Annotated in this window: 21 protein-coding genes; 9 read left to right on the forward strand and 12 right to left on the reverse strand. The window is 74.4% G+C overall.

Annotated features, from left to right (window positions below):
• The first annotated feature begins 43 nt into the window (after positions 1-43).
• On the forward strand, positions 44-559 hold the full coding sequence (locus tag ACFVU9_RS11080) for a MarR family winged helix-turn-helix transcriptional regulator (protein ID WP_380440155.1): 516 nt from the start codon (positions 44-46) through the stop codon (positions 557-559).
• Between the two features lie 66 nt (positions 560-625).
• Here the strand turns inward: ACFVU9_RS11080 and meaB are convergent, their stop codons facing one another.
• Together meaB and ACFVU9_RS11090 are read right to left on the reverse strand one after the other, a co-directional pair.
• Positions 626-1,585, reverse strand: a complete 960-nt coding sequence (meaB, locus tag ACFVU9_RS11085) for a methylmalonyl Co-A mutase-associated GTPase MeaB (RefSeq protein WP_380440153.1) — start codon at positions 1,583-1,585, stop codon at positions 626-628.
• A gap of 77 nt (positions 1,586-1,662) precedes the next feature.
• Positions 1,663-2,871, reverse strand: coding sequence for an acetyl-CoA C-acetyltransferase (locus ACFVU9_RS11090; protein WP_380440151.1), 1,209 nt, complete (start codon positions 2,869-2,871; stop codon positions 1,663-1,665).
• A gap of 248 nt (positions 2,872-3,119) precedes the next feature.
• Between ACFVU9_RS11090 and mce the strand changes: the two genes are divergently transcribed.
• The 3 genes from mce (at position 3,120) to ACFVU9_RS11105 (ending at position 9,954) form a co-directional block, all read left to right on the forward strand.
• The gene (gene mce, locus ACFVU9_RS11095; RefSeq protein WP_329928148.1) at positions 3,120-3,563 is read left to right on the forward strand and encodes a methylmalonyl-CoA epimerase; all 444 of its coding nucleotides are present in this window, start codon (positions 3,120-3,122) and stop codon (positions 3,561-3,563) included.
• Positions 3,564-4,126: 563 nt separating this feature from the next.
• On the forward strand, positions 4,127-8,917 hold the full coding sequence (locus ACFVU9_RS11100) for a hypothetical protein (protein ID WP_387592124.1): 4,791 nt from the start codon (positions 4,127-4,129) through the stop codon (positions 8,915-8,917).
• Positions 8,918-9,024: 107 nt separating this feature from the next.
• Complete coding sequence (locus ACFVU9_RS11105) at positions 9,025-9,954, forward strand: cellulose-binding protein (RefSeq protein WP_329927955.1); 930 nt, start codon at positions 9,025-9,027, stop codon at positions 9,952-9,954.
• Between the two features lie 61 nt (positions 9,955-10,015).
• Here ACFVU9_RS11105 and ACFVU9_RS11110 read toward each other — a convergent pair whose 3' ends face one another.
• The gene (locus ACFVU9_RS11110; RefSeq protein ID WP_329927956.1) at positions 10,016-10,327 is read right to left on the reverse strand and encodes a hypothetical protein; all 312 of its coding nucleotides are present in this window, start codon (positions 10,325-10,327) and stop codon (positions 10,016-10,018) included.
• Positions 10,324-11,121 (reverse strand): alpha/beta fold hydrolase, encoded by a 798-nt coding sequence (locus ACFVU9_RS11115; protein WP_387592128.1) that lies wholly within the window; start codon positions 11,119-11,121, stop codon positions 10,324-10,326. The genes ACFVU9_RS11110 and ACFVU9_RS11115 overlap by 4 nt, the downstream gene beginning before the upstream one ends.
• 92 nt (positions 11,122-11,213) lie before the next feature.
• Between ACFVU9_RS11115 and ACFVU9_RS11120 the strand changes: the two genes are divergently transcribed.
• Positions 11,214-12,218: an ABC transporter ATP-binding protein gene (locus ACFVU9_RS11120; protein ID WP_380496783.1), complete on the forward strand. Its 1,005-nt coding sequence runs from the start codon at positions 11,214-11,216 to the stop codon at positions 12,216-12,218.
• 1 nt (position 12,219) lies between these two features.
• Entirely contained in the window at positions 12,220-12,987 is a 768-nt protein-coding gene (locus tag ACFVU9_RS11125; RefSeq protein ID WP_380440142.1) for an ABC transporter permease subunit, read from the forward strand.
• 29 nt (positions 12,988-13,016) lie between these two features.
• Here ACFVU9_RS11125 and ACFVU9_RS11130 read toward each other — a convergent pair whose 3' ends face one another.
• The gene (locus ACFVU9_RS11130) at positions 13,017-13,337 is read right to left on the reverse strand and encodes an ATP/GTP-binding protein (protein ID WP_380440140.1); all 321 of its coding nucleotides are present in this window, start codon (positions 13,335-13,337) and stop codon (positions 13,017-13,019) included.
• Between the two features lie 389 nt (positions 13,338-13,726).
• Here ACFVU9_RS11130 and ACFVU9_RS11135 point away from each other — a divergent pair, with 389 nt between their 5' ends.
• Positions 13,727-14,893: an LLM class flavin-dependent oxidoreductase gene (locus ACFVU9_RS11135; protein WP_380440189.1), complete on the forward strand. Its 1,167-nt coding sequence runs from the start codon at positions 13,727-13,729 to the stop codon at positions 14,891-14,893.
• Between the two features lie 94 nt (positions 14,894-14,987).
• On the opposite strand, the gene ACFVU9_RS11140 is transcribed toward ACFVU9_RS11135, so the two are convergent.
• On the reverse strand, positions 14,988-15,380 hold the full coding sequence (locus tag ACFVU9_RS11140) for an SCO5389 family protein (RefSeq protein WP_329927961.1): 393 nt from the start codon (positions 15,378-15,380) through the stop codon (positions 14,988-14,990).
• A 486-nt stretch (positions 15,381-15,866) separates the two neighbouring features.
• On the opposite strand from ACFVU9_RS11140, the gene nucS reads away from it, so the two are divergent.
• Entirely contained in the window at positions 15,867-16,526 is a 660-nt protein-coding gene (nucS, locus tag ACFVU9_RS11145; RefSeq protein ID WP_355252708.1) for an endonuclease NucS, read from the forward strand.
• Between the two features lie 4 nt (positions 16,527-16,530).
• On the opposite strand, the gene ACFVU9_RS11150 is transcribed toward nucS, so the two are convergent.
• The 5 genes from ACFVU9_RS11150 to ACFVU9_RS11170 form a co-directional block, all read right to left on the reverse strand.
• On the reverse strand, positions 16,531-18,831 hold the full coding sequence (locus ACFVU9_RS11150; RefSeq protein ID WP_387592133.1) for an ATP-binding protein: 2,301 nt from the start codon (positions 18,829-18,831) through the stop codon (positions 16,531-16,533).
• 250 nt (positions 18,832-19,081) lie between these two features.
• The gene (locus tag ACFVU9_RS11155) at positions 19,082-19,405 is read right to left on the reverse strand and encodes an STAS domain-containing protein (RefSeq protein WP_380440136.1); all 324 of its coding nucleotides are present in this window, start codon (positions 19,403-19,405) and stop codon (positions 19,082-19,084) included.
• Between the two features lie 410 nt (positions 19,406-19,815).
• Complete coding sequence (locus ACFVU9_RS11160) at positions 19,816-20,685, reverse strand: 3-hydroxyacyl-CoA dehydrogenase family protein (protein WP_380496778.1); 870 nt, start codon at positions 20,683-20,685, stop codon at positions 19,816-19,818.
• A 200-nt stretch (positions 20,686-20,885) separates the two neighbouring features.
• Entirely contained in the window at positions 20,886-21,536 is a 651-nt protein-coding gene (locus tag ACFVU9_RS11165) for a response regulator (protein WP_380496777.1), read from the reverse strand.
• Complete coding sequence (locus ACFVU9_RS11170; protein WP_380440131.1) at positions 21,533-22,744, reverse strand: sensor histidine kinase; 1,212 nt, start codon at positions 22,742-22,744, stop codon at positions 21,533-21,535. The genes ACFVU9_RS11165 and ACFVU9_RS11170 overlap by 4 nt, the downstream gene beginning before the upstream one ends.
• Before the next feature lie 157 nt (positions 22,745-22,901).
• Here ACFVU9_RS11170 and ACFVU9_RS11175 point away from each other — a divergent pair, with 157 nt between their 5' ends.
• Positions 22,902-23,501: a hypothetical protein gene (locus ACFVU9_RS11175; protein ID WP_387592139.1), complete on the forward strand. Its 600-nt coding sequence runs from the start codon at positions 22,902-22,904 to the stop codon at positions 23,499-23,501.
• Positions 23,502-23,505: 4 nt separating this feature from the next.
• Here ACFVU9_RS11175 and ACFVU9_RS11180 read toward each other — a convergent pair whose 3' ends face one another.
• Positions 23,506-24,078 carry a cob(I)yrinic acid a,c-diamide adenosyltransferase gene (locus tag ACFVU9_RS11180; protein WP_380496773.1) on the reverse strand — a complete coding sequence of 191 codons (573 nt, stop codon included), beginning with the start codon at positions 24,076-24,078 and terminating at the stop codon, positions 23,506-23,508.
• Between the last annotated feature and the right edge of the window lie 187 nt (positions 24,079-24,265).

A 24,265-nucleotide genomic window follows, 5' to 3' on the forward strand; every position in this document is an offset into this window, starting at 1 on the left:
AAACTCGTACAAGATTTAACTAAATCGGGGTATGCTGGGCGCCATGGACACGCACCCCGCCGACACCGCGGACGCCCCCGCGTCGCAGCCCGAGGACGAGACGCCCTGGCTGACCGCCCGGGAGCAGCGGATGTGGCGCGCCCATCTGGAGGTCGCCAAGCTGCTGGACTACCAGCTCGGCCGCGAGCTCCAGCCGCACAACCTGGCGATCAACGACTACGAGATCCTGGTCGTCCTCTCCGAGGCGCCCGATCGCCGGATGCGGATGACCGACCTCGCGACGGCCACCCTGCAGTCCAAGAGCCGGCTCTCGCACCAGATCACCCGCATGGAGACGGCCGGCCTGGTGCTCCGCCAGGAGTGTCCGGGCGACCGCCGCGGCCTCTTCGCGCACCTCACCGAGGAGGGCTGGGAGACGATGCAGCGCGTCGCCCCGGACCACGTGCGCAGCGTCCGCAGCCACTTCATCGACCGTTTCACCCCGGAGCAGCTGGACGCGATGTACGACGCCCTGGCACCCGTCGCCGAGCACCTGCGCGGCCTGCGCGGCCGCTCGTAGGGCCCGCGCACGGCACGCGGACACGGAGGAGGCCGGACCCCGCGGGGTCCGGCCTCGTCCGTCGTCTCAGGCCTGGGCGGTCAGCCCGGCCACCAGGGCGTCGGCGGCGCCGTACGGGTCCAGGTCGCCCGTGACGACGCGCTCGGCCAGCCCGGCCAGGTGCCGGTCCCCGCGCAGGTCTCCGATCCGGGCGCGCAGCTCGGCCAGCGCGATCGCCTCGATCTCGTCGGCGGCCCGGCGGCGGCGGCGCACCGCCAGCTCGCCGTGCTCCTCCAGCCAGGCGCGGTGCTTCTCCAGCGCCTCGACGACCTCGTCCACGCCCTCGCCGCGCGCGGCGACGGTCTTGACGATCGGCGGGCGCCAGTCGCCGGCCTCGCGGGCCTCGCCGAGGCCGAGCATGTGGTTGAGCTCCCGGGCGGTGGCGTCGGCGCCGTCCCGGTCGGCCTTGTTGACCACGAAGAGGTCGCCGATCTCCAGGATCCCGGCCTTGGCGGCCTGGATCCCGTCGCCCATCCCGGGGGCGAGCAGCACGACGGTGGTGTCGGCCTGCGCGGCGACCTCCACCTCGGACTGGCCGACGCCGACGGTCTCCACCAGGATCACGTCGCAGCCGGCCGCGTCCAGCACCCGCAGGGCCTGCGGGGCGGCCCAGGACAGGCCGCCGAGGTGGCCGCGGGTGGCCATCGAGCGGATGAAGACCTCCGGGTCGGTGGCGTGCTCCTGCATCCGGACCCGGTCGCCGAGCAGCGCGCCGCCGGAGAACGGCGAGGACGGGTCGACGGCCAGCACCCCGACCCGCTTGCCGAGCCGCCGGTAGGCGGAGACCAGCGCCGAGGTGGAGGTGGACTTGCCCACGCCGGGGGAGCCGGTGAGGCCCACGGTGTAGGCGCGTCCGGTGTGCGGGGCCAGCGCGGCCATGACCTCGCGCAGCTCCGGGGCGGCGTTCTCGACCAGCGTGATGAGCCGGGCGACGGCGCGCGGTCGGCCGTGCCGGGCCTGTTCGACCAGCGTGGCGACATCGATCATCGGGTGCTCCTTGGCGGATGCCGACGGGGCCGCGGACCGCTCGTGGCGGTCCGCAGCCCCGGACAGGTCGAGGTTGATCAGGCCTTCGGGCTGTGATCCTTGGGGACGTGCACGATCAGGGCGTCGCCCTGGCCGCCGCCGCCGCACAGGGCGGCCGCGCCGACGCCGCCGCCGCGCCGCTGGAGCTCCAGGGCCAGGTGCAGCACCACCCGGGCGCCGGACATGCCGATCGGGTGGCCGAGGGCGATCGCGCCGCCGTTGACGTTGACGATGTCCGCGGAGACGCCGAGGTCCTTCATCGACTGGTGGGCGACGGCCGCGAAGGCCTCGTTGATCTCGATCAGGTCGAGGTCGGCGACGGTCAGGCCGTCCTTGGCCAGCGCGTGCTTGATCGCGTTGGACGGCTGGGACTGCAGCGAGTTGTCCGGGCCGGCCACGTTGCCGTGGGCGCCGATCTCGGCGATCCAGGTCAGGCCCAGCTCCTCGGCCTTGGCCTTGCTCATCACGACCACGGCGGCGGCGCCGTCGGAGATCTGCGAGGCGGAGCCGGCGGTGATCGTGCCGTCCTTGGCGAAGGCCGGGCGCAGCTTGCCGAGGCCCTCGGCGGTGGTGTCCGCGCGGATGCCCTCGTCCTGGCCGAACAGGACCGGCTCGCCCTTGCGCTGCGGGATCGGCACCGGGACGATCTCGGCGTCGAAGAGGCCGTCGGCCTGGGCCTTGGCGGCGCGCTGGTGCGAGGCGGCGGCGATCTCGTCCTGGACCTCGCGGCCGATGCCGAGGCGGGTGTTGTGCTTCTCGGTGGACTCGCCCATCGGGATGTTCTCGTAGGCGTCGGTGAGGCCGTCGTACGCCATGGCGTCCAGCACCTCGACCGCGCCGTACTTGTAGCCCTCGCGGGACTTCGGCAGCAGGTGCGGGGCGTTGGTCATCGACTCCTGGCCGCCGGCCACGACGATGTCGAACTCGCCCGCGCGGATCAGCTGGTCGGCCAGGGCGATCGCGTCGAGGCCGGAGAGGCAGACCTTGTTGATGGTCAGCGCCGGGACGTTCATCGGGATGCCGGCCTTGACGGCGGCCTGGCGGGCCGGGATCTGGCCGGCGCCGGCCTGGAGCACCTGGCCCATGATCACGTACTGGACCTGCTCCCCCGTGATCCCGGCCCGCTCCAGCGCGCCCTTGATCGCGAAGCCGCCGAGGTCGGCTCCGGAGAAGCCCTTGAGCGAGCCGAGCAGGCGACCCATGGGGGTCCGCGCACCGGCAACGATCACAGAGGTGGTGTTGGTCATGGGACGAGCCCCTTCGCACGTCGTGGCCAGGTGAGGATGCCGCTCAATGTACTGACCTGTTACCCGCCCGTCACCGGAGCTACGGTGTGATCGAGCGCACTGGCACCGTCCAGTCAACACCGTGTCAACGCGGTCCGGGTGAACCCCGGGCGTGTGAGCAGACTCGCACGTCCGGCGCTGGCGCGCGTTAAGCGCGATGCGCTGCACTGGTGGCCACCCGTTTCGCGACCCGCTCACCGGAGGCCGCCGTGCTGACCCGTATCGACCACATCGGCATCGCCTGCCGAGACCTCGACAAGACGGTCGAGTTCTACCGCGCCACGTACGGCTTCGAGGTGTTCCACAGCGAGGTCAACGAGGAGCAGGGCGTCCGCGAGGCCATGCTCAAGATCAACGACACCGGCGACGGCGGCGCCTCCTACCTCCAGCTGCTGGAGCCCACCCGGCCCGACTCGACCGTCGCCAAGTGGCTGGAGAAGAACGGCGAGGGCGTCCACCACATCGCCTTCGGCACCGCCGACGTCGACGGCGACGCGGAGGCGATCCGGGGCAAGGGCGTCCGGGTCCTGTACGACCAGCCGCGGATCGGCTCGATGGGCTCGCGGATCACGTTCCTGCACCCCAAGGACTGCGGCGGCGTCCTGACCGAGCTGGTCACCTCGGCCGAACCGGCCGCCCACGACGAGCACTGAGAGCCCCGGGATGCCGCTCCCGCCCCGGGCGGCATCCCGTTCCCTCCCCCCGCTGACGCCCGGGAGGCGCCGGACGCGCATGCACCTTTCGACGGGGCCCTCGCTCCGCCCGGACCCGGGAACTCGTCAGTAACCTGGCCGGGTACGCCGAAAACCCCCACGCGGCCATTCCCCCGCAGTGCGCTCCCACTACAATGCCCAGGTGCGCGAAGACTCCGGGGGACGGAGGGGACGGGCACGGCCGATGACAGGCCCGTCCGCCCTCCGGCGGCGGCCCGTCGCAGGGGAGTCCACTACGCGGGCACGGCTGAACAGTCGCAAGTCGGATCTGTCACCATTCTCCACAAGGCAAGAGTTCGCCCAGGAGTCCACCCGGACGGGGGAACGCGGCATCACCGCGCTCCCGCACCGAGGGCTCCGACGACCGCGGCGGGCGGCCCCGGCTTGAACGTGGGGGCTCACCGGCCGCGGATGCAAGGACCAGTCGGAGCGGCACCCGGAACCACGGGGGCCTCGCACCGGCCGGGTCGAGGACGCGACCAGGAGATGGATGGGACCGCGGAGTGCGGGGCAACGACCGCTACGAGGCTGACGATCACCTCTCCCAGTTCGAGGCCGAGATGGGTCGGACTCGAAAGGAGCGGGACAAGGCAGTCGAGCACGCCGAGGACCTCGCCTACCAGGTGGAGGTGCTCCGGGCCAAGCTGCACGAATCCCGTCGCATGCTCGCCCAGCCGCGTGCCTTCGACGCCGTCTCCGGCCAGGCCGAGCAGATGCTCAGGACCGCCGAGATGCAGGCCCAGCAGATGCGCGCGGACGCCGAGCGCCAGCTGCGGGACTCCCAGGCCGCGACCCAGCGGATCATGGCCGAGGCCGCCGAGCGCACCGCCCGCCTGGAGGCCGAGCTCACCGCCCGCCGCCGCCAGCTGGAGGACGAGCTCACCGAGCTGCGCCGCAACGCCGAGCAGCACCTGAACGGCTGGGCCGAGCAGACCAGGTCCGGCAGCGAGCAGGAGGCCCACCGCCTGCTCCAGGAGGCCCGCGCCGAGGCCGAGCGGATGATGGCCGCCGCCCGCGCCGAGGCCGTCGCCCTCGCCGACCAGGCCCGCGCGCAGACCGCCGCCGACGTGGACGCCGCCCGCGGCGAGGCCCAGGCCGCCGCCGAGGCCGCCCTGCACAGGGCCCAGAACGACGCCGAGCGCCTCCTGCGCGCCGCCTCCGAGCAGGCCCAGCAGGCCGGCGCCCAGGCCGCCGCCGACGTCGACGCCGCCCGCGGCGAGGCCCAGCAGCAGCTGGCCGCCGCGCACGCGGCCGCCGAACAGCAGCTCGCCGCCGCGCAGGGCGAGATCGGCCGGCTCAAGGAGCACGCCGCCGCCGAGCAGGCCCGCGCCGAGCAGCAGCTGTCCCACGCCCAGGCCGAGATAGAGCGGCTGCGCGCCGAGGCGATCGCCGAGGCCGAGCGCACCCGCCGTGAGGCCGCCGAGCTGCGCGACCAGGCCGAGCGGGCCGCCGAGCAGCTCCAGGCCGACGCCGAGGCCGCCGTCGAGCGCCGGGTCGCCGACGGCGACGCCGCCAACGAGCAGCGCTCCCAGACCGCCCGGGCCGAGATCGCCCGCCTGGTCGCCAAGGCCACCAAGGAGTCCGAGGCCATCCGGGCCGAGGCCGAGGCGGTGCGGGCCGAGGCCGCCAACCGGCAGGCCGAGGCGGACGCCGCCAGGGCCGCCGCGGCCGAGGAGAGCGAGCGGCTGCGCGCCACCGCCGAGTCCGTCGCCGCCGAGCTGAAGGCCGAGGCCGAGGCGGCGATCGCCGACCTGCGCGCCCGCACCGAGCGCGACCTCGCCGACCTGCGGGCACAGGCCGAGGCCGACGCGCTGCGCCTGCGCGGCGAGGCCGAGGAGGAGGGCCGCGCGGCGGGCGCCAAGGACGCCACCGTCCACCTCGCCAAGGCCGCCAAGACGGCCGAGGAGGTCCTCGACCGGGCCGACCGGGACGCCGAGGCGGCGCGGAGCGAGGCCGCCGCGGAGGCCGAGCGGATCCGCACCGAGGCCGCCGCCGAGGCCCAGCTCCTGCGCGAGCAGGCCCAGGCCGCCGTCGAGCAGGCCCAGAACGCCGCCCTGGACGACGCCGCCGCGATCCGCGAGCGGATCGAGCAGATGCAGGACGAGGCCGCCCGGCTGCGCGCCGAGGCCGAGGAGCTGCGCGCCCAGGCCGCCGCCGAGGCCGACCGGGTCCGCGGCGAGGCCCGCCGCCAGGCCGTGGTGCAGATCGAGGAGTCGGCGAAGAACGCCGAGGAACTGCTCACCAAGGCCAAGGCCGACGCGGACGAGCTGCGCGCCGGCGCCGCCGCCGAGATCGAGCGGCTGCGCGAGCAGGCCCAGGAGCAGGCCGCCGAGACCCAGGGCCGGGCCGAGCAGACCCTGTCCCGGGCCCGTGCCGAGGCCGGGAAGATCACCGCCACCGCCGAGCAGCAGGGCCAGGACGCGCTCGCCGCCGCCCGCGCCGCGGCCGCCGAGAACCGCACCGCCGCCGAGCGCGAGACCGCCGAACTCCGGCGTGACGCAGCCGAGTTCGACCAGCGGGTGCGCGCCGAGGCGGGCACCGCCGCAGAGGCCCTGCGGGCCGATGCCGACGCCGCGGCGAAGGCCGTGCGGGACGCCGCGGTGGCCGACGCCGAGCGCGTGCGCACCGAGGCCGACACCGAGGCCGCCCGCACCCGGGGCGAGGCCGAGACGGTCGCCACCGCGCTGCGCGAGGAGAGCCGGCGCGAGCACGAGGAGGCCGCCGCCGGGCTCCAGCGCGAGCGCGAGGAGACCGCGGAGCAGCTGGCCGCCGCCCGGGCCGCGCGTGAGCAGGCCGAGCAGGGCGCCGAGGAGCTGACGAAGCGGACGGCCGCCGAGACCGCCGCCGTCCGCGAGGCCGCCGAGACGTACGCCGACCGCGTCCGCACCGAGGCCGAACAGACCGCCACCGACCTCACCGAGCGCACCGCCGCCGAAACGGCAGCCCAGCGCACTGCCGCCGAGCAGGCCGCGGACGAGCTGACCAGGCGGACGGCCGCCGAGACCGCCGCCGTCCGCGAGGCCGCCGAGACGTACGCCGAGCGCGTCCGCACCGAGGCCGAACAGACCGCCACCGACCTCACCGAGCGCACCGCGGCCGAGACGACCGCCCAGCGCACCGATGCCGAGGCCTACGCCGAGCGCGTCCGCACGGAGGCCGAGCAGGCCGCCGCCGACCTCACCGAGCGCACCGCCGCCGAAACGGCCGCCCAGCGCACCGACGCCGAGGCCTACGCCGAGCGCGTCCGCGCCGAGGCCGAGCAGGCCGCGGACGAGCTCGCCGAGCACACCGCCACCGAGACCGCCGCCCAGCGCGCCGACGCCGAGGAGCTGCTGGAGGCCGCCCGCGTCTCCGCCGAGCAGCGCAAGGCCGAGGCCGCCCAGGCCGCCAAGGAGATCCGCGAGAAGGCCGCCGCCGACCTGGCGCTGGCCGCCGAGCAGGCCGAGACGGTCCGTGCCGAGGCCGGCCGCGAGCTGTCCGAGGCCCGCGCCACCGCCGACACCATCCGCGCCGAGGCCGGTGCCGTCCTGGACCGGGCCCGCGCCGACGGCGACGAGCTGGTCGCCGCCGCCAAGGCGGAGTGCGCCGCGCTGGTCGAGGTCGCCGAGGACGAGGCCGCCGAGGTCCGCCAGTCGGTGGCCGGCCTGCACGAGGCCGCCTCCCAGCAGATCGCCGAGCTGACGGCCACCGCCGAGCGCGAGGCCGCCGACGTCCGCGAGCAGGCCGAACAGGCCGCCGCCGACCTGCGCGCCGACGCCGAGCGGGAGACCGCCGAGCAGCGCGAGCTCGCCGACCGGGAAACCTCGGAGCAGCGCGAGCTCGCCGACCGCGAGACCGCCGACCTGCGCGCCCGCACCGAGGCCGAGACGGCCGCCCTGCGCGAGCAGACCGAGCTGGAGCTCGCCGCCGAGCGCGAGGCCGCCGAGGCCGAGATCGCCCGCCGGTACGCCGAGGCCCAGGCCTACGACGAGCAGCTGCGCGCCGAGGCCGACCACGAGCTGCGCACCGCCCAGGAGGCCGCCGACCAGCTGCGCGCCGACGCCGAGGCCCAGGCCGCCCGGACGGTCGCCGCCGCCGAGGAGCACGCGGCCGGCGTGGTCGCCGACGCCGAGGAGCTGGCCGCCGCGCTGCGCTCGGAGGCCGAGGAGTACGCGCTCGCGACCCGCACCCTGGCCGACGAGTACGACTCCGCGACCCACGCCCGCGCCGACGCCTACGACGCGGACACCCGGGAGGCCGCCGAGCAGTTCGACAAGGCCACCCGCGACCAGGCCAAGTCCGTCCTGGAGCGGGCCTTCGCGGACGCCGAGTCGCTCGGCGAGGACGCCCAGACCACCGCGCTGGCCACCACCGCCGCCGCCGAGGAGCAGGCCGACGCGATGGTCGCCGCCGCCCGCAAGGAGGCCGACCGGCTGGTCGCCGCCGGCGAGGCGGCCGGCCAGGGCGAGGTGGAGAAGGGCCGCTCCGACGCCGACGCGCTGCTCGCCGAGGCCCGCCGGGACGCGACCGCGATCCGCGAGCGCGCCGAGGAGCTGCGCGAGCGCACGGACGCCGAGGTCGAGGCGCTGCACGAGCGCGCCCGCAAGGAGAACGCGGCGGCCATGAAGTCGGCCGGCGAGCGCGTCGACGCGCTGGTGACGGCCGCCCAGGAGCAGCTCACCGAGGCCGAGGAGCAGGCGGTCGCCACCGTCGCCGAGGCCGAGGACCGCGCGGCGGCCCTGGTCGCCGCCGCCGAGGAGCGGGCCGGGGAGCTCTCCTCGGAGGCGTCCGCCGAGGCGAGCAAGGTCCGGCTGTCGGCGGTCCGCAAGGCCGAGGGCCTGCTCAAGGAGGCGGAGACCAAGCTCTCCACCTCCACCGACCGGGCCGAGGCGCTGATCGAGAAGGCCGAGGCCAAGCTGCGGTCCTCCCAGGAGGAGGCCGAGGAGCGGCTGGAGAAGGCGTCCGCCGAGGCGGAGAAGCGGCTGCAGGCCGCCGACCGCGCGGCGGACGAGCAGGTCGAGCTGGCCAAGGCCGAGGCCGAGCGCCTGCTGGAGGAGGCGCGCGCCGAGGCGGAGCGCGTCACCACCGAGGGCCGGCGCGAGCTCGACGAACTGGTGCGCCGTCGCAAGGACATCAACACCGAGATCTCCAGGGTCCAGGACGTCCTGTCCGCCCTGGAGGCCTTTGAGGCACCGGCACCGGTCGCACAGACCAACGGGGGAAGCAGCAAGAAGGACGGGGGTGCCAAGGCCGGTGCCGGAGTTGGCTCCCCCCGGTCGGGTGGCAATCGCTCCAAGAACGCACCACCCGATTGAGCGGACATTGTCCGCGGGACAACGGCATTTCGCCGTCGACACTCCGGTACCGTGTCAGGATTCCCTCAACCACCTCAGCGGTTTGACGACAGGAAGCCCAGAACCCCATGAGCGACAGTCACTCCCCTCACGGCTTCGACCTGGTGCGCCGTGGGTACGAGCGTGCCCAGGTCGACGAGCGGATCACCAAGCTGGTGGCCGACCGTGACAGTGCCTTGACCCGGATCAGTGCGCTGGAGAAGCGCATCGAGGAGCTCCACCTGGAGACGCAGACCGCCCAGGCGGCGGTCGCCGAGCAGGAGCCGTCGTACGCCGGTCTCGGCGCCCGGGTCGAGAAGATCCTGCGCCTCGCCGAGGAGGAGGCCAAGGACCTGCGCGACGAGGCGCACCGCGCCGCCGAGCAGCACCGCGAGCTCGCCGAGGCCGCCGCCCAGCAGGTCCGCACCGAGGCCGAGAACTACGCCAAGGACCGCAAGGCCAAGGCGGAGGACGAGGGCATGCGGATCGTCGACAAGGCCAAGAGCGACGCGGCCCAGCTGCGCGCCGAGGCCAACAAGGACGCGCAGAACAAGCGCGAGGAGGCGGACGCCCTCTTCGAGGAGACCCGCACCAAGGCCGCCCAGGCCGCGCTGGAGTTCGAGACCAACCTGGCCAAGCGCCGCGAGCAGTCCGAGCGCGACCTGGCCGCCCGTCAGGCCAAGGCCGAGAAGCGCCTCGCCGAGATCGAGCACCGGGCCGAGCAGCTGCGCCTGGAGGCCGAGAAGCTGCGCACCGACGCCGAGCGCCGCGCCCGCCAGACCGTCGAGACGGCCCAGCGCCAGTCCGAGGACATCGTGGCCGACGCGAACGCCAAGGCCGACCGGATCCGCAGCGAGTCCGAGCGCGAGCTGGCGGCGCTCACCAACCGCCGCGACAGCATCAACGCCCAGCTGACCAACGTCCGCGAGATGCTGGCGACGCTGACCGGCGCGGCCGTGGCCGCCGCCTCGCTGCCGAACGACGACACCATCGGCGTGCCCGCCCAGCAGGGCCGCTGACGCAGCAGCACGGCGGGCCCTCACCCTCCCGGGTGAGGGCCCGCCGTCGTTCAGGGCGTCATCATCTCGGGTAGGCCCCGTCCGGCCGCTGGTGGCCGCTGCTGAGCTGGTTGCCCTCGTCGTCCGAGACGGTGCCGAACCACGACGTGCACCACACCGAGACCGAGTCCGGCCAGTACTGCACCTCGAACGGGTGGCCCGAGCCGTGGTCGCCGTACGAGGTGACGATGAAGGTCTCCCCCGGGCGCATCCAGTAGTCCTCGCCGAGCGGCTCCAGGGTCAGCTCCAGCAGCCCCTCGCCGCGGTTCGTCAGCGGCATCCGGCCGGTCACCTCCAGGGCCGAGAAGTCCCAGCCGGCCTCCTCCTCGGTCATCCGGCGGCCACCCGGGCGAGCAGCTTGCGCACGGCGTCGTCGAACGCCTCCGGTGCCTCCAGGGCGCTCAGGTGGCCCACCCCGGGGATGACGGTCAGTTCGGCGTCCGGCCGCAGCCGCGCCATCAGCTCGGCCTCCTCGACGGCCACCAGGGCGTCCTCGGCGCCCGCGACGACCGCGGTCGGCACCCGCACCCCGGCGAGCACCTCCCGGGAGTCCGGCCGGGCCGCCATGGCCCGCTGCGCCCACGCGACGGCGGCCGGCGGCGCGGCGGCGACCAGCGCCTGCACCCGCTCGACCAGGTGCTGCGAGTCCGGACCGAGCTGGCCGGCCGCCACCTCCTCGTCGAACAGCAGCTGGACGCTGTCCCGGGCGAGGACCGCGGCGGCGATGCGCTCCCGGTTGGCGCGGACGGCGTCGGAGTCGGCGGTGGCGCGGGTGTTGGCCAGCAGCAGCCCGGCCAGCCGGTCCGGGTGACGGCGGGCGAAGGCCAGCGCCACGTAGCCGCCCATGGAGAGCCCGCCGACCACCGCCCGGTCGATCCCGGCCGCGTCCAGCAGCAGCGCGAGGTCGTCCGCGACCAGGTCCAGCGAGGGTTCGTCGGTGCCCAGCACGGTGCCGCCGAACCCCCGCTGGTCGGGGGCGAGCACGCGGGCGTCGTCCCCGGTCAGTCCGGGCAGCGCGTCCAGTTGGGCGGACCACATCGCGGCGTTCAGCGGGAAGGCGTGCAGGAGTACGAGGGGCGTTCCGGTGCCGCTCTCGCGCACCGACAATGCTGAGGGGAGCTGGGTCATGGGGCCACCGTATTCCGGTGCGCCCGGCGGGCCCACTCAGCGGGCCGCGATATCCGCTTTGTCCTAGCCTGACAGAGAGTAAGGGAGCGCGAATGATCGAGTTGCACGACCTGACGAAACGTTACGGCAAGACCCTCGCGGTGGACCGGCTCAGCTTCCGGGTGCCCCAGGGAGTCGTCACCGGCTTCCTCGGCCCCAACGGCGCGGGCAAGTCCACCACCATGCGCATGATCCTCGACCTCGACAGACCCACCTCCGGCCGGGTCACCATCGACGGCCGGAGGTACGGACAGCTCAGCGAACCGCTCAAGTACATCGGCGCCCTGCTGGAGGCCAAGGCCGTCCACCCCGGGCGCACCGCCCGCGACCACCTGCTCTGGCTCGCCCAGAGCAACCGGATCCCCGAGCGCCGGGTCGACGAGGTGCTCGCCCTCGTCGGCCTCACCCCGGTCGCCCGCAAGCGCGCCCGCGGCTTCTCGCTCGGCATGGGCCAGCGCCTGGGCATCGCCTCCGCACTGCTCGGCGACCCGGAGATCGTCATGTTCGACGAGCCGGTCAACGGCCTGGACCCGGAGGGCATCCTCTGGATCCGCAACCTGATGAAGCGGCTCGCCGCCGAGGGCCGCACCGTCTTCGTCTCCTCGCACCTGATGAGCGAGATGGCCGTCACCGCCGACCACCTCGTCGTCATCGGCCGGGGCCGGCTGCTCGCCGACCTGCCGATGCCCGAGTTCATCCGGCGCAACTCCCGCTCCGCCGTGCGGCTGCGCACCCCGAGCCCCGAGCGCCTGCTCGACGTCCTGGCCGGCGCCGGGATCCGCCACGAGACCGGGCCGGACGGCTCCTACGAGGTGGTCGACGGCGACCTCGCCGGCCTCGGCGACCTGGCCGCCGCGAACGGCGTCGTCCTGCACGAACTCAGCCCCCAGCAGGCCTCGTTGGAGGAGGCCTTCATGCAGATGACGGCCGACTCGGTGGAGTACCACGCCGGCGACGGACCGGGCCGGGACGCGGCCGGCGCGCCCGGCGTGTGGGGCGCCGGCTGGCAGCCCGGCGCCGAACAGGCGGCCGCCCCGGCCGGACAGGAGGAGAACTGAGATGGCGTCCTTCCCCGCGATCCTGCGCTCCGAGTGGACGAAGATCCGCAGCGTCCGCTCGACGGTCTGGACCCTCGCGCTGACCTTCGTCGTCACGGTCGGCATCGGCGCGCTGCTGTCCCTGCTGACCAACAACAACTTCACCGAGTTCCGGCGCAACGACCAGAGCCCGTTCGACGCCACCGGCACGGCCTTCTCCGGCATCATGCTCGGCGAGCTCGCCATCATCGTCTTCGGCGTGCTGGCCATCGGCAACGAGTACAGCACCGGCATGGTCCGGGTCAGCCTGGCCGCCGTCCCGCAGCGCGGCACCCTGCTCACCGGCAAGGCCGTCGTCCTCGGCTCGCTGGCCCTGGCCGTGTCGGTCGTGACGGCCTTCGTCACCTTCTTCATCGGCCAGTCGCTGCTCGGCTCGCACTCCACCACCCTCGGCGAACCGAACGTGCTGCGCGCAGTGTTCGGCGCCGCGCTCTACCTGACGATGCTCTGCCTGTTCTCGGCCGGCGTCACGGCGATGCTGCACAACCAGACGCTCGCGCTGGGCGTGCTGGTGCCGTTCTTCTTCCTGCTCTCGCCGATCCTCTCGGCGGTGCCGAAGGTCAAGACGCTCGCGCACTACTTCCCGGACTACGCGGGCTCGCGAATGCTGCTGGTGTACGAGCAGCACGGCCAGCCGTACGGACCGTGGGCCGGTTTCGCGATCTGCCTGGCCTGGACGCTGGCCGCCCTGGCCGGCGGCGCGCTCGTGCTCAAGAACCGCGACGCGTAAGGCGGTTGACCGCCGGCCGGAGCGACGGATCAGTACCGCGGAGCGCCGCGGCCCCGCAGCACGTTGGAGGCCCGGCGCTCCCGCGCTCCCCAGCACGCGCGGTGCCAGTGCCGCCGGTCGTCCACCCCGGCGCCGTGCATCGGCCAGGCGACCACGTGGCCGACCCCGGACGGGATCTCCTGGTCGCAGCCCGGGCAGCGGTAGCTGCGCCCGGACGTCCCGGCGACCGTCTGGACCACCCAGTCGTCGCCCTGGTAGCTCTCGGTGCGGCGCAGCGAACCGCCCAGCGGGGCGGCCGGTTCGTCCGCCCGGTGGGCGGCGCTCTTGATCCGGTTGTGGCGGGGCGACACGGCGACTACCTCTCTCCGGTGGCTCGGGACCGTTCCAGCCTACGGCCGGGCACGACCCCCGAGAGCCTCTATCACGGCATCACGCGCCGGTTCGGGGTTTCCGGCGAGATCCACCCGATCTTCCCCGAAATTCGTGGTTCGGCGTGCCATTGGCACATGACATCCGATACCCACAAGGGGAACAGGCGGGGCCCGCAGACCCTGCGCGCACCCGAGGAGGCCCACCGATGTCCAAGACCACCGCCCGCGCCGAGACCCGTCGGCCCGTCGGGGTCCGGCCGCCCGCCCCCGGGCCCGCGCTGACCACCGTCCCCCCGGTGACGGCCGCCGCCGGCGATCCGCTGCCCGCCGCGCAGCGGGCCGCCGCGTTCCCCGCGGACACCGCACCGATCCGGGTCGGCGCCTTCATGCTCTCCGCGCAGTTCCCCGGGCAGAGCCACGGGGAGGCGCTCGACCGCACCGTGCGCGCCGCCGTCGAGGCCGAACGCGCGGGCCTGGACAGCGTCTGGCTGGCCGAACACCACTTCGTCCCGTACGGGGTCTGCCCGAACGCCGCCACGCTCGCCGCCCTGCTGCTCGGCCGCACCCGCCGGATCGGCGTCGGCACCGCCGTCAGCGTGCTGTCCACCGCCCACCCGGTGGCGCTCGGCGAGCAGGCCGCGCTGCTGCACCTCACCTCCGGCGGGCGCTTCACGCTCGGGGTGGGCCGCGGCGGCCCGTGGATCGACCTGGACGTGTTCGGCAGCGGCGTGGACGCCTTCGAGAACGGCTTCCCGGAGCGACTGGACCTGCTGCTGCGCTGGCTGCGCGGCTCCCGGGTCGGCGCGGACGGGCCGCAGTTCGCCTTCCCCGAGGTCGCCGTCGTCCCGCGGGCGACCGAGCCGCTGCGCCGGCCCGGGCTGGGCGCCTGGCTGGGCCTCGGCGACCCCGGCGGCCGGGTGCGCCTGCCGCGTCAGCGCCAGGACGTCGAGGGGGCGGGTGCGAGCCTCGGCGCGGGCGACGAACTCACCCCCGCCGGACGGCCGGTGGCCGGCCCGCCGGTGGTCGTCGCGTGCACGTCCCCGGCCGGGGTCAGACTCGCCGCCGAACGCGGCCTGCCGATGCTGCTGGGCATGCACTCGGGCGACGACGACAAGCTGAACATGCTGGAGCTGTACCGCAGCGCCTGGCTGGCCGCCGGACGCGACGAGGAGCAGCTGCGCCGGATCAACCGCCGGCACGTCGCGGCCGGCGTGGCCCAGGTCGACGACCGCACCTCGACGGCGCGGGCCACGCTGCTGAGCGCGATGCCGGGCTGGTTCGAGTACGGGCTCGGCGCCCACCGCACCGTGGACGGCCGGGAGCGCAAGATGCGCGACCCGCACCAGTACACCGAGTTCCTGTGCGACCTGCACGCGGTGGGCACCCCGAAGCAGTGCGCCGACCGTCTGCTGGCCACCGCCGAGCGGACCGGCATCCGCCGCTTCGCACTGCTCGCCGAGGGCAGCGGCGACCGCGAGGCGACCCTGCACAACATCGCCCGGCTCGGTTCGGAGGTGCTCCCGCAACTGAGCTGAGCCGCACCGCCCGGCCGGACCGAACCGCGCCGCCCCCTCCCCCCGCACCGGGGGAGGGGCCGACGGCGTTCCGGCGCCGCCGTGAGCGGGTCGATCAGCAGTCCCGCAGTTCCTCGGACTGGTTGAGCAGCTGCTCCCGGACGGACGTGAAGCGGTCGAACCGCGCCTCGTTGGCGTCGGACGGCAGGAACACCGCCACCCGGTGACAGTTCTGGAAGGCCAGCCGGACCCCGAAGTGCCGCTGCAGGGCACCCCGGATGGCGTCGCTGGCGAGCGCCCGCAGGAGCTGGCCGCGGGCCTGCTCGCTGGGCGGCGGTACCTGGTTGTCGGCGAAATCGGTGCCGTCGACCTTGGCCTGGGCGACCAGCGAGCTGATCAGGTTCCAGGCGTACGGCAGCGAGACGCGGACGCAGTCGACGAATTCCCGCTCGTCGACCTCGCCCCGCTCGGCCTTTTCGAGCAGGGCCGGTGAGACGTCGAGCGACATGGATTCTCCTCTCGCGGACCACCCGCGCGCGGCGCGCGGGTGGTGGTGCGTGGTCCGAAGCTCACAGTGAGGGTGGGCGAAATCGCACGGGATGTCCGGAACAGCGACGGAACGGCTGTTTCCGGCGCCGTGCGAAGGGTGCGGCGGCACCACTGGACGTAACGTCCCGGATACCGACCGCTTCAGAACAGCGTGTCAGTCAACGGCGGGCCAGGCCGGTGGTTCCTAGGGATTGCTCCGTAAATACGCCGTGGTGCACCAGAATGGCCGGATCCTGTCGGATCGTTCATCTGAAGTCTCCATCCCCGTTGACAGCGGCCCCGCACGCATGCCGTCACACACGGTAGCGACCCCAGCGTAGGGGCGCCAGACCGCGGGAGGCATCCCCGGAATCGCCGAACCTCCATGTTCGCGGGGTTCGCGCTTCCTTCACCCCGTCGTCGCGGAATCGCATCAACTGGCCCCGGTGGGCTAGCGTGGTCGACCGTGCGTCTCGTAATTGCCCGCTGCTCAGTCGACTATGCCGGTCGGCTCTCCGCCCATCTGCCCTCCGCCACCAGGCTCATCCTGGTCAAGGCCGACGGCAGCGTCAGCATCCACGCCGACGACCGCGCCTACAAGCCGCTCAACTGGATGTCCCCGCCGTGCGTCCTCAAGGAGGCTGACGGGGTCTGGACGGTGGAGAACAAGGCCGGCGAGAAGCTCATCATCACCCTGGAGGAGGTGCTGCACGACTCGTCCCACGAGCTCGGGGTCGACCCGGGCCTGATCAAGGACGGCGTCGAGGCACACCTCCAGGAGCTGCTGGCGGATCGCATGGAGGTGCTCGGCGCCGGCTGGTCGCTGATCCGCCGCGAGTACCCGACCGCGATCGGCCCGGTCGACATCCTGTGCCGCGACTCCGACGGGGCGACGGTCGCCGTCGAGATCAAGCGCCGCGGCGAGATCGACGGCGTCGAGCAGCTCACCCGCTACCTCGAACTCCTCAACCGGGACCCGCTGCTGGCCCCGGTCAAGGGCGTCTTCGCCGCGCAGGAGATCAAGCCCCAGGCCCGCGTGCTGGCCACCGACCGGGGCATCGGCTGCGTGGTCCTGGACTACGACGAGCTGCGCGGCATCGACGACGACAAGCTGAAGCTGTTCTGACGCCTCAGGTCGCCGTCGGAGACGGCGTGCCAGGTCCGGTCGGTGCCGGCGTCGTCGGGGGCTTGGTCGACTGCGACGGACTCGGGGTCGAGGACGTCGGCGAACTGCTCGGCGCCGGCGGCTGGCTCGGGTGGGTCACGGGCGGCTGCTGCGGCCCGGGCCCCGGCTGCTGCGTCGGCGGCTGCGGGTCGCCCGGAGCGGGCGGCTGCGGCTGCTGCGGGGCGTCCGAACCCGTCGCGCCGGGCGAGCGGCTCGGCTTCTTCGACGCCGTCGCCGAGGCCGACGCCGACGCGGTCGGCGAGTGCGTCGCACTGCCGCTCGCCGAGGGCTCCGGGCTGGTCCCGTTCGCCGCCGGGCTGCTGCCCGGGGCGTCCGCGCCGGCCGTCGTGGCGGCGCCGGTGCTGGAGTGCGGCAGCGGGACCTGCCCGCCGGTGCCGGTGTCGTCCTGGTCGAGCCGGCTGTGCGGGTCGTTGGTCCGCTGCTCCCCCGGCCCGGTGACGCTCATCGCCACCGCCGTGCTGAGCACCCCGAGCGTGAGCACCGCCGCCGACGCGACGACCACCCGCCGGCGCCGGCTCGACCGCAGCCCGGACGGCACCCTGGCCGCGATCTTGCGGATCACCGGACCGCGCGCAGGCGCCGCCGAGGGCTGGGCGCCCGGCAGTTGACGGCCCTCGGCCCGCAGCAGGTCGAGCATCCGACGCGCCGCCGCGACCCCGCGCTGCTCGCCGACGACGGCCCGCAGCGTGAGCGCGGTCTCCAGCTCGGCGATCGCCTGGGACGGTTCCTGCGCGCAGATCGCGTAGACGCCCAACTCGTGGTGGAACCAGGCCTCGTCGGCCTTGGAGGCGGTCCGCCTGGCGGCCTCCAGACCCAGCTGCAGCGCCCGCTCCCAGGCCCCCCAGCGCAGCGACAGGGCCAGCGCGGGGGCGGCGGCCCTGGCCAGCCGGACGACGGCCTCGTGGCGCCCGCCGGTGCGGTCGGCCAGCAGGACGCCGATCACCACCTCCGCCTCGGCCGCGATCTGCCCGAGCGACACCGAGCTGTGCCCGACCCACCAGGCGAAGTGCTGCGCCGCGCCGTCGACGCTGCCGCGCGCCGGCCAGTGCGGGAGGAGCAGTTCGAGCGCCCCGGCGGTCAGCCGGTGGTGGCCACCGATGGACACCGCGAGCCCGGCGTCGGCGAGCTCGGCGAGCGCGCTCTCGCCCTGGCCGACGTCGATCAGCGCGGGCAGGTGCGGCGCGGTCGGGCACTCGCCGCCGAGTGCCACGGCGAGCCGCAGCACGGCCTGCGCGGGCTCGCTCAGCCCCTCGGCGAGCCGGACGGCGGGCGAGGCGGTCTCGGCGACGGACGGCAGCGGCACGGTCCGGCGCAGCGCACCCTCGCGGACGGCCGGGTCGGGGTCGTGGACGGGCCCGTCGACCGCGCCGAAGACGTCCAGGCGGTCCTCCTCGGCGGCGACCAGCGCGTCCACCGCCACGTCCCGCTGGCGCAGCAGCGCGGCGGCCTGGACGAAGCGCAGCGGCAGTCCCTCGGACTCGAACCAGAGGTCGACCGCCCAGGCCTTCTCGGCGACGTCCAGCGGCCGCCCGGCCAGCCGGGCGGCGAGCGCGAGGCAGGCGGCGCGCGAGAGTCCGGCGACGGGGTGGTCCTGGAGCCGGGAGCCGGCCGACAGCGGCGGGGCGGCGGGGTCGACCGAGATCAGGAAGGCGCAGCGGGGGGCGGCGGAGAGCAGCTCCTCCAGCTCGGCGCCGGAGGGTTCGGCGCCGTCGATCACGACGATCGCGCCGACGTCGGCGAGGTGCGCGGCCAGCTGGGCCGGGTCGGGGCGGTAGCCGGGGGCGTGGTGGGTGGCGGCGAACAGCTCCTGGAGCACGTCGGCGGTCGTGCGGCGGTGGCCGCAGAGCTGGACGACGCCGCCGGGGGCGAGGTCGGCGGCGGCCTCGGCGACGGCCGACAGCAGGGCGCTGCGACCGGAGCCGGCCTGGCCGACCAGGCGTATCGAGCGGCCCTCGGCGAGCAGGCCGAGGAGTTCGGCGACGTCCGCCTCGCGGTCGAGCAGCGGCAGGTCGGCGGGCCCGGCGCCGAGGGCGAGCGGGCCGACCGCCCGCTCGACGCCGCCGACGGGTCCGCGGGCGGGCTCGCTGCGCAGCACCCGGCGGGGGCGCGGGCGCCACTCCTCGGGGCAGGGCCGGGCCTCGGAGCCGTCCGGCGCGCCGACGCCCACCAGCAGAGCGCCGGAGACCAGCTCGCCACTGCGGGCGCGGACGGCCTCCTGCCGGAACTCACCGGTTGGCTGTGCCACGTTCTGCTCCGCATCGTGCTCGGCCGCCGGCGTGCCGCGCCGGCCGGCTGACGTCTCGGTCGCGGCCGTGCGGGGACCGGGCGGGCATGGCCCGGCTGCGGCGGCCGTCTTCTGACGGGCAGACTCTCGCACATCCGGCCCCGCGTGTGCAGCGCCGTCCCGTCACGCGCGCCCCACGAGGGCCTCGTGCGCCCCCGGAGCGCTTTCCGGAGCGCGTTCGGAGCCCCTTCCGGAGCCCCTTCGGCGTGCTTCAGAGACCGACCCCGTGCGCCTCGGCGACGCCGCCGTCCACGGCGAGGATGCGGTGCAGCTTGGTGGCCACCAGCAGCCGCTGGAGCTGGGCCGGGACGGAGCGCAGCACGAGCCGGCGGCCGATCCGGCCGGCCCGGCGGTGGGTGCCCATGATGACGCCGAGGCCGGTGGCGTCCCAGAACTCCAGGCGGGCGAGGTCGAGCACGAGGTCGCCGAGGCCGGTGTCGACGGCCTGGTGGAGCCGGGCCCGCGCGTCGGCGGCGGTGCGCACGTCGAGGCGGCCCTCGATGGCCAGCGCCCTGTGGTCGCCGGTGATGCGCATGCTCTCCTCCTCCTTCGCCTGGCCGGTCCCGGTGTCGGGGGTGTGGGTCCGCCCCGGCCGTGCCGGGCCGGGGAGCGGGGTGGCCGCCCGGGCGGGCCGTGGCCCCTCGTCCGGAGGCCCGCCTGCTGCGCCGAACGGCGACGGGCCGCGCGCCCGGGCCGGCCGCCCGTCGTTCAAACCTGGGCCCCTCATCTGACGGCGAACCAGCACCGCAGGTTGCTGGTTGCGGTCAGATCTGAAGCAACTTCACTCGTCCGAGGGAATATACGCAGGTAGTCTCCACACCTACGCTCGATTACCGCCCAAATCACCCGTCTGCGGCACCCGGCGTGAGGAAACTCACCCGCCCCGGGCGGGGCGGGTCCTACGATGCTCGATCGCCCGGCCCGCCCGGCCCCGCGGCCCGTGGGTTACTTGCCCTCGTGCCCGTAGAAGCCGCGGCCGCTCTTGCGGCCGAGGTCGCCGGCGGTGACCATGCGGGCCATGACCTCCGGGGCGGCGAACTTCTCGTCCTGGGTCTCCTCGTAGATGTTGCGGGCGGCGTGCAGCAGGATGTCGACGCCGGTCAGGTCGGCGGTCTCCAGCGGGCCCATCGGGTGGCCGAAGCCGAGGCGGCAGGCCTTGTCGATGTCCTCGGCGGTCGCCACGCCCGTCTCGTACAGCTTGGCGGCCTCGACGACCAGGGCGGTGATCAGGCGGGTGGTGACGAAGCCGGCCACGTCGCGGTTGACCACCACGACCTCCTTGCCGACGCCCTCGGCGAAGGCGCGGGCGGTGGCCAGCGTCTCGTCGCTGGTCTTGTAGCCGCGCACCAGCTCGACCAGCTTCATCAGCGGCACCGGCGAGAAGAAGTGCACGCCGATGACGGACTCCGGGCGCCGGGTGGCGGCGGCGATCCGGGTGATCGGGATCGCGGAGGTGTTGGAGGCGAGCACGGCGCCGTCCTTGGCGAGCTTGTCGAGCTCGCGGAAGACGGCCTCCTTGACCTCCAGCTTCTCGAACACGGCCTCGACCACGATGTCGGCCCCGGCGACGGCGCCCAGGTCGGTGGTGGTGGTGATCCGGCCGAGGGCGGCCTCGGCGTCCTCCGCGCTCATCCGGCCCTTGGCGACGAACTTCTCGTACGAGGCGCGGATGCCGGCGAGACCGCGCTGCAGCGCCTCGTCGGTGACGTCCCGCAGCACCACCGGGTGGCCGGCCTGGGCCGACACCTGGGCGATGCCGGCGCCCATCAGGCCGGCACCGATCACGGCGATCTGCTTGCTGGACGCATTGCTCATGGCGGGTCTCCCGATGCCGTCGCCGCCTCGCGGGCGGGCCCTGAAAGCGGCTCAGGGCAGGGGTCGCCGCCCGGTAGAGCCGCGTCGCTCTGGCGGGGACTCTAACGCCCATTTCGTCCGTGCAATAGCAATCGGGAGTGTGATCTGCAACCGACCTGGTCAGGTGAACCAATCAGCCCGGCCGATCGTCGGTGCGACGGTCAGATCATCAGCCCGAGGTCCTGCGCCAGGATCGCCGCCTGCACCCGGCTGCGCAGCCGCAGCTTCGCGAGGATCCGGCTGACGTGCGTCTTCGTGGTCGCCTCCGCCATCGCGAGCCGGGCGGCGATCTCCCCGTTCGACAGCCCGGCGCCGATGCAGGCCAGCACCTCGCGCTCGCGCGGGGTGAGCCCGGCCACCGCCTCCCGGGTGTCCGGCCCCACCGCCCGGTCCGGCCGGGCGAAGGTGCCGATCAGCCGCCTGGTCACCGAGGGCGCCAGCATGCCGTCCCCGCGCGCCACCGTCCGGATGCCCTCGACGAGGGTGTCCGCCTCCAGGTCCTTGAGCAGGAAGCCGGCCGCGCCGGCCCGCAGCGCGCCGTACACGTACTCGTCCAGGTCGAAGGTGGTCAGCACGAGCACCTGGGCCGCGCCGGCGGCCACCACCTCGCGGGTCGCCGAGACGCCGTCCAGGCGCGGCATCTGCACGTCCATCAGCACCACGTCCGGCCGCAGCTCCAGGGCCAGCCGGACGGCCTCCTCGCCGTCGGCGGCCTGTCCGACCACCTCGACGTCCGGCTCGGCCCGCAGGATCATCACCAGCGCCGCCCGCACCGCGGCCTGGTCCTCGGCCACCAGCACCCGAATCGTCACGCGCGTCCCTCGTTCCCTTCGCTCCCCCGGCCGTGCGGCAGCACCGCGCGCACGCTCCAGTTCCCGTCCCGCGGCCCCGCCTCGAAACTGCCGCCGAGCAGCCCGGCCCGCTCCGACATGCCCACCAGCCCGGCCCGCGCCCCCGGCAGCCCGCGGCCCTCCTCGGCGCGGTACGGGCTGTCGACGGCGATCCGCAGCTCCCCCGCCCCGAAGTCCAGCCGCAGCCGCACCAGGCCGGGCCCGGCGTGCTTGAGCGCGTTGGTCAGCGACTCCTGCACGATCCGGTACGCGGCCAGGCCCACCGGCACCGGCAGCTCGCCGCGCTCGCCGTGCTCGCTCAGCTCGAACTCCAGCCCGACGTCCCGGCCGGCCGCGCGGGCCTTCGTCAGCAGCGCGTCCACCGCGGCGAGGTCGGGCGCCGCGTAGGACTCGTCGGCCTCGCCCCCGCCGCTGTCCCGGAGCAGTCCGATCATGCGACGCATTTCGGCCAATCCTTGGACGCTGTTCTCCCGGATCACGGCGAGCACCTCGACCAGCGGGTCGTCCTCGGCCCGCCGCTGGCGCCGGGCGACGGACTGCGCGCCGGTCGCGTGGATCGCGATCGCCGACAGGTGGTTGGCCACCACGTCGTGCAACTCCCGTGCCATCCGGGCCCGTTCGGTGACGATGGCCTCGCGGCGGTCCATCTCCGAGAGCAGCGCGGTCTGTTCGGCGCGCAGCCGCTCGGTCTCCGCCTCCTGCCGGTGCTTGCGCACCACGTCCCCGGTCCACACCGGCGCCAGGAAGACCAGCGAGGTGACCACCACGACGAGCAGCCCGGCCGGCGTCCCGCTGTAGATCAGCGCCAGCGTGGAGAGCACCAGCACGGTGGCGCCGCCGGTCAGGTGCAGGATCCGCGACATCCGCGCGGACCCGTAGATCACCGCCGCGTACAGCAGGTCGGTGTACATGATGGTCGTCGCCAGCAGGCTGCCCGCGAGGATGCTGCCCGCGAAGGCGAGCCCGCCGAGGGAGACCGCCAGCACCGGCCTGCGCCGCCGCACCAGCTCCAGCGCGGCCATCACGAGCAGCGGCGCCACGACGGCCCACAGCGGGAGGTCGTCGGGCCGGTCGTACACCTTGAAGGCGATCAGCACCGCACCGCCGAGCAGCCCGCAGAGGGCGATCAGCCGGTCCAGCGCGCGTGGTGAGAGGGACGGACGGAGCACCCTCCCATCTCACCATCCCCGGCGGACCGCGCCGCTCCGGTCCACGGAGGATCCGGCTACATCGAAAGATGCACGCGGGGACGGCACTCCACGACGACGACGCGAGCGCGCCCGCACACGAGGCTGGTACCACCGCCGACCAGTCCGGGAGCAGAACGTGATCGTCACCCTCATCGTCGCGGCCGAGATCTCCTGGTGGATCGTGCTCGGCCTCGGCCTCAGCGCCCGCTACCTGCTGCGGTGGCGCCGCACCAGCACCGCGCTGCTGATCGGCCTCCCGGTGGTGGACCTCGCGCTGTACGCGCTCACCGTCCTGAACCTGCGGGGCGGCGCCGAGGCGGGCTGGATGCACGCGCTGGCGGCGAGCTACGCCGGTTTCTCGGTCGGCTACGGGCCCTCGCTGGTCGCCTGGGCCGACCGGCACTTCCTGCACCGCTTCGCCGGCGGCCCCAAGCCGCTGCCCGCCCCCAAGTACGGCCCGGAGCGGACCAGGCACGAGTGGCGGATCGCCTGGCGCACGGTCGTCTCGGCCGCGATCACCCTGAGCCTGATCAGCCTCCTCGTCCCGCTCTCCGCGGGCAGCGCCCACTTCGGCACCTTCGCCCAGTGGTACTGGAAGCTGGGCATCGCGGCCGTCGTCAACGTCGTCGTGGCCGGCTGCTACTCGAAGTGGCCCAAGGAGGCCCCGGCCGGCGTGACGGTCGTCGACGGCCGGCCGGTCGAGCAGCCCGCCCCGGAGAAGGCCCCGCTGCCCTAGGGCGCTAGCGGTTCTCCCCCGGCACCCACAGGACGTCGCCGCGCTCCTTGTTGGCCGCCCTGGCCAGGATGAACAGCAGGTCCGAGAGCCGGTTCAGGTACTTGGCGGTCAGCGGGTTGACGGTGTCCCCGTGCGTCTCGATCGCCGTCCAGGTGGCCCGCTCGGCCCGCCGCACCACCGTGCAGGCCAGGTGCAGGTAGGCCGCGCCGGCCGTGCCGCCGGGGAGGATGAAGCTGCGCAGCTTCTCCAGCTGCTCCAGGTAGTGGTCGCAGTCGCCTTCGAGCCGGTCGATGTAGGACTGCAGGACCCGCAGCGGCGGGTACTCCGGGTTCTCGACCACGGGCGTCGCGAGGTCCGCGCCGACGTCGAACAGGTCGTTCTGGATCCGGGTGAGCACCGCGACGACGTCCGGCGCCAGCGCCCCGGCGGCAATGGCCACGCCGATCGCCGCGTTCGCCTCGTTGGCGTCGGCGTACGCGACCAGCCGCGGGTCGGTCTTGGTGGTCCGGCTCATGTCACCGAGCGCGGTGGTGCCGTCGTCGCCGGTACGGGTGTAGATGCGCGTCAGATTGACCATGCGGCCAGACTAGCCGGGCCGGTTAAGCACCGTTAACCCCAGGCGCCGTCGATCCTGCGCGACGTCGACCCTAGGCGACATCGGCCCTAGAAGGCTGATGAAGATCTTGGGTTCTGGCCCCGCCGCGCAAGCGGTGGGGCCAGACTCATTCTGTGGCGATGGGGGAATGGGCCGGGGAGACGGTCGG

The organism is Kitasatospora sp. NPDC057936, assembly GCF_042887525.1.
Lineage (GTDB): Bacteria > Actinomycetota > Actinomycetes > Streptomycetales > Streptomycetaceae > Kitasatospora.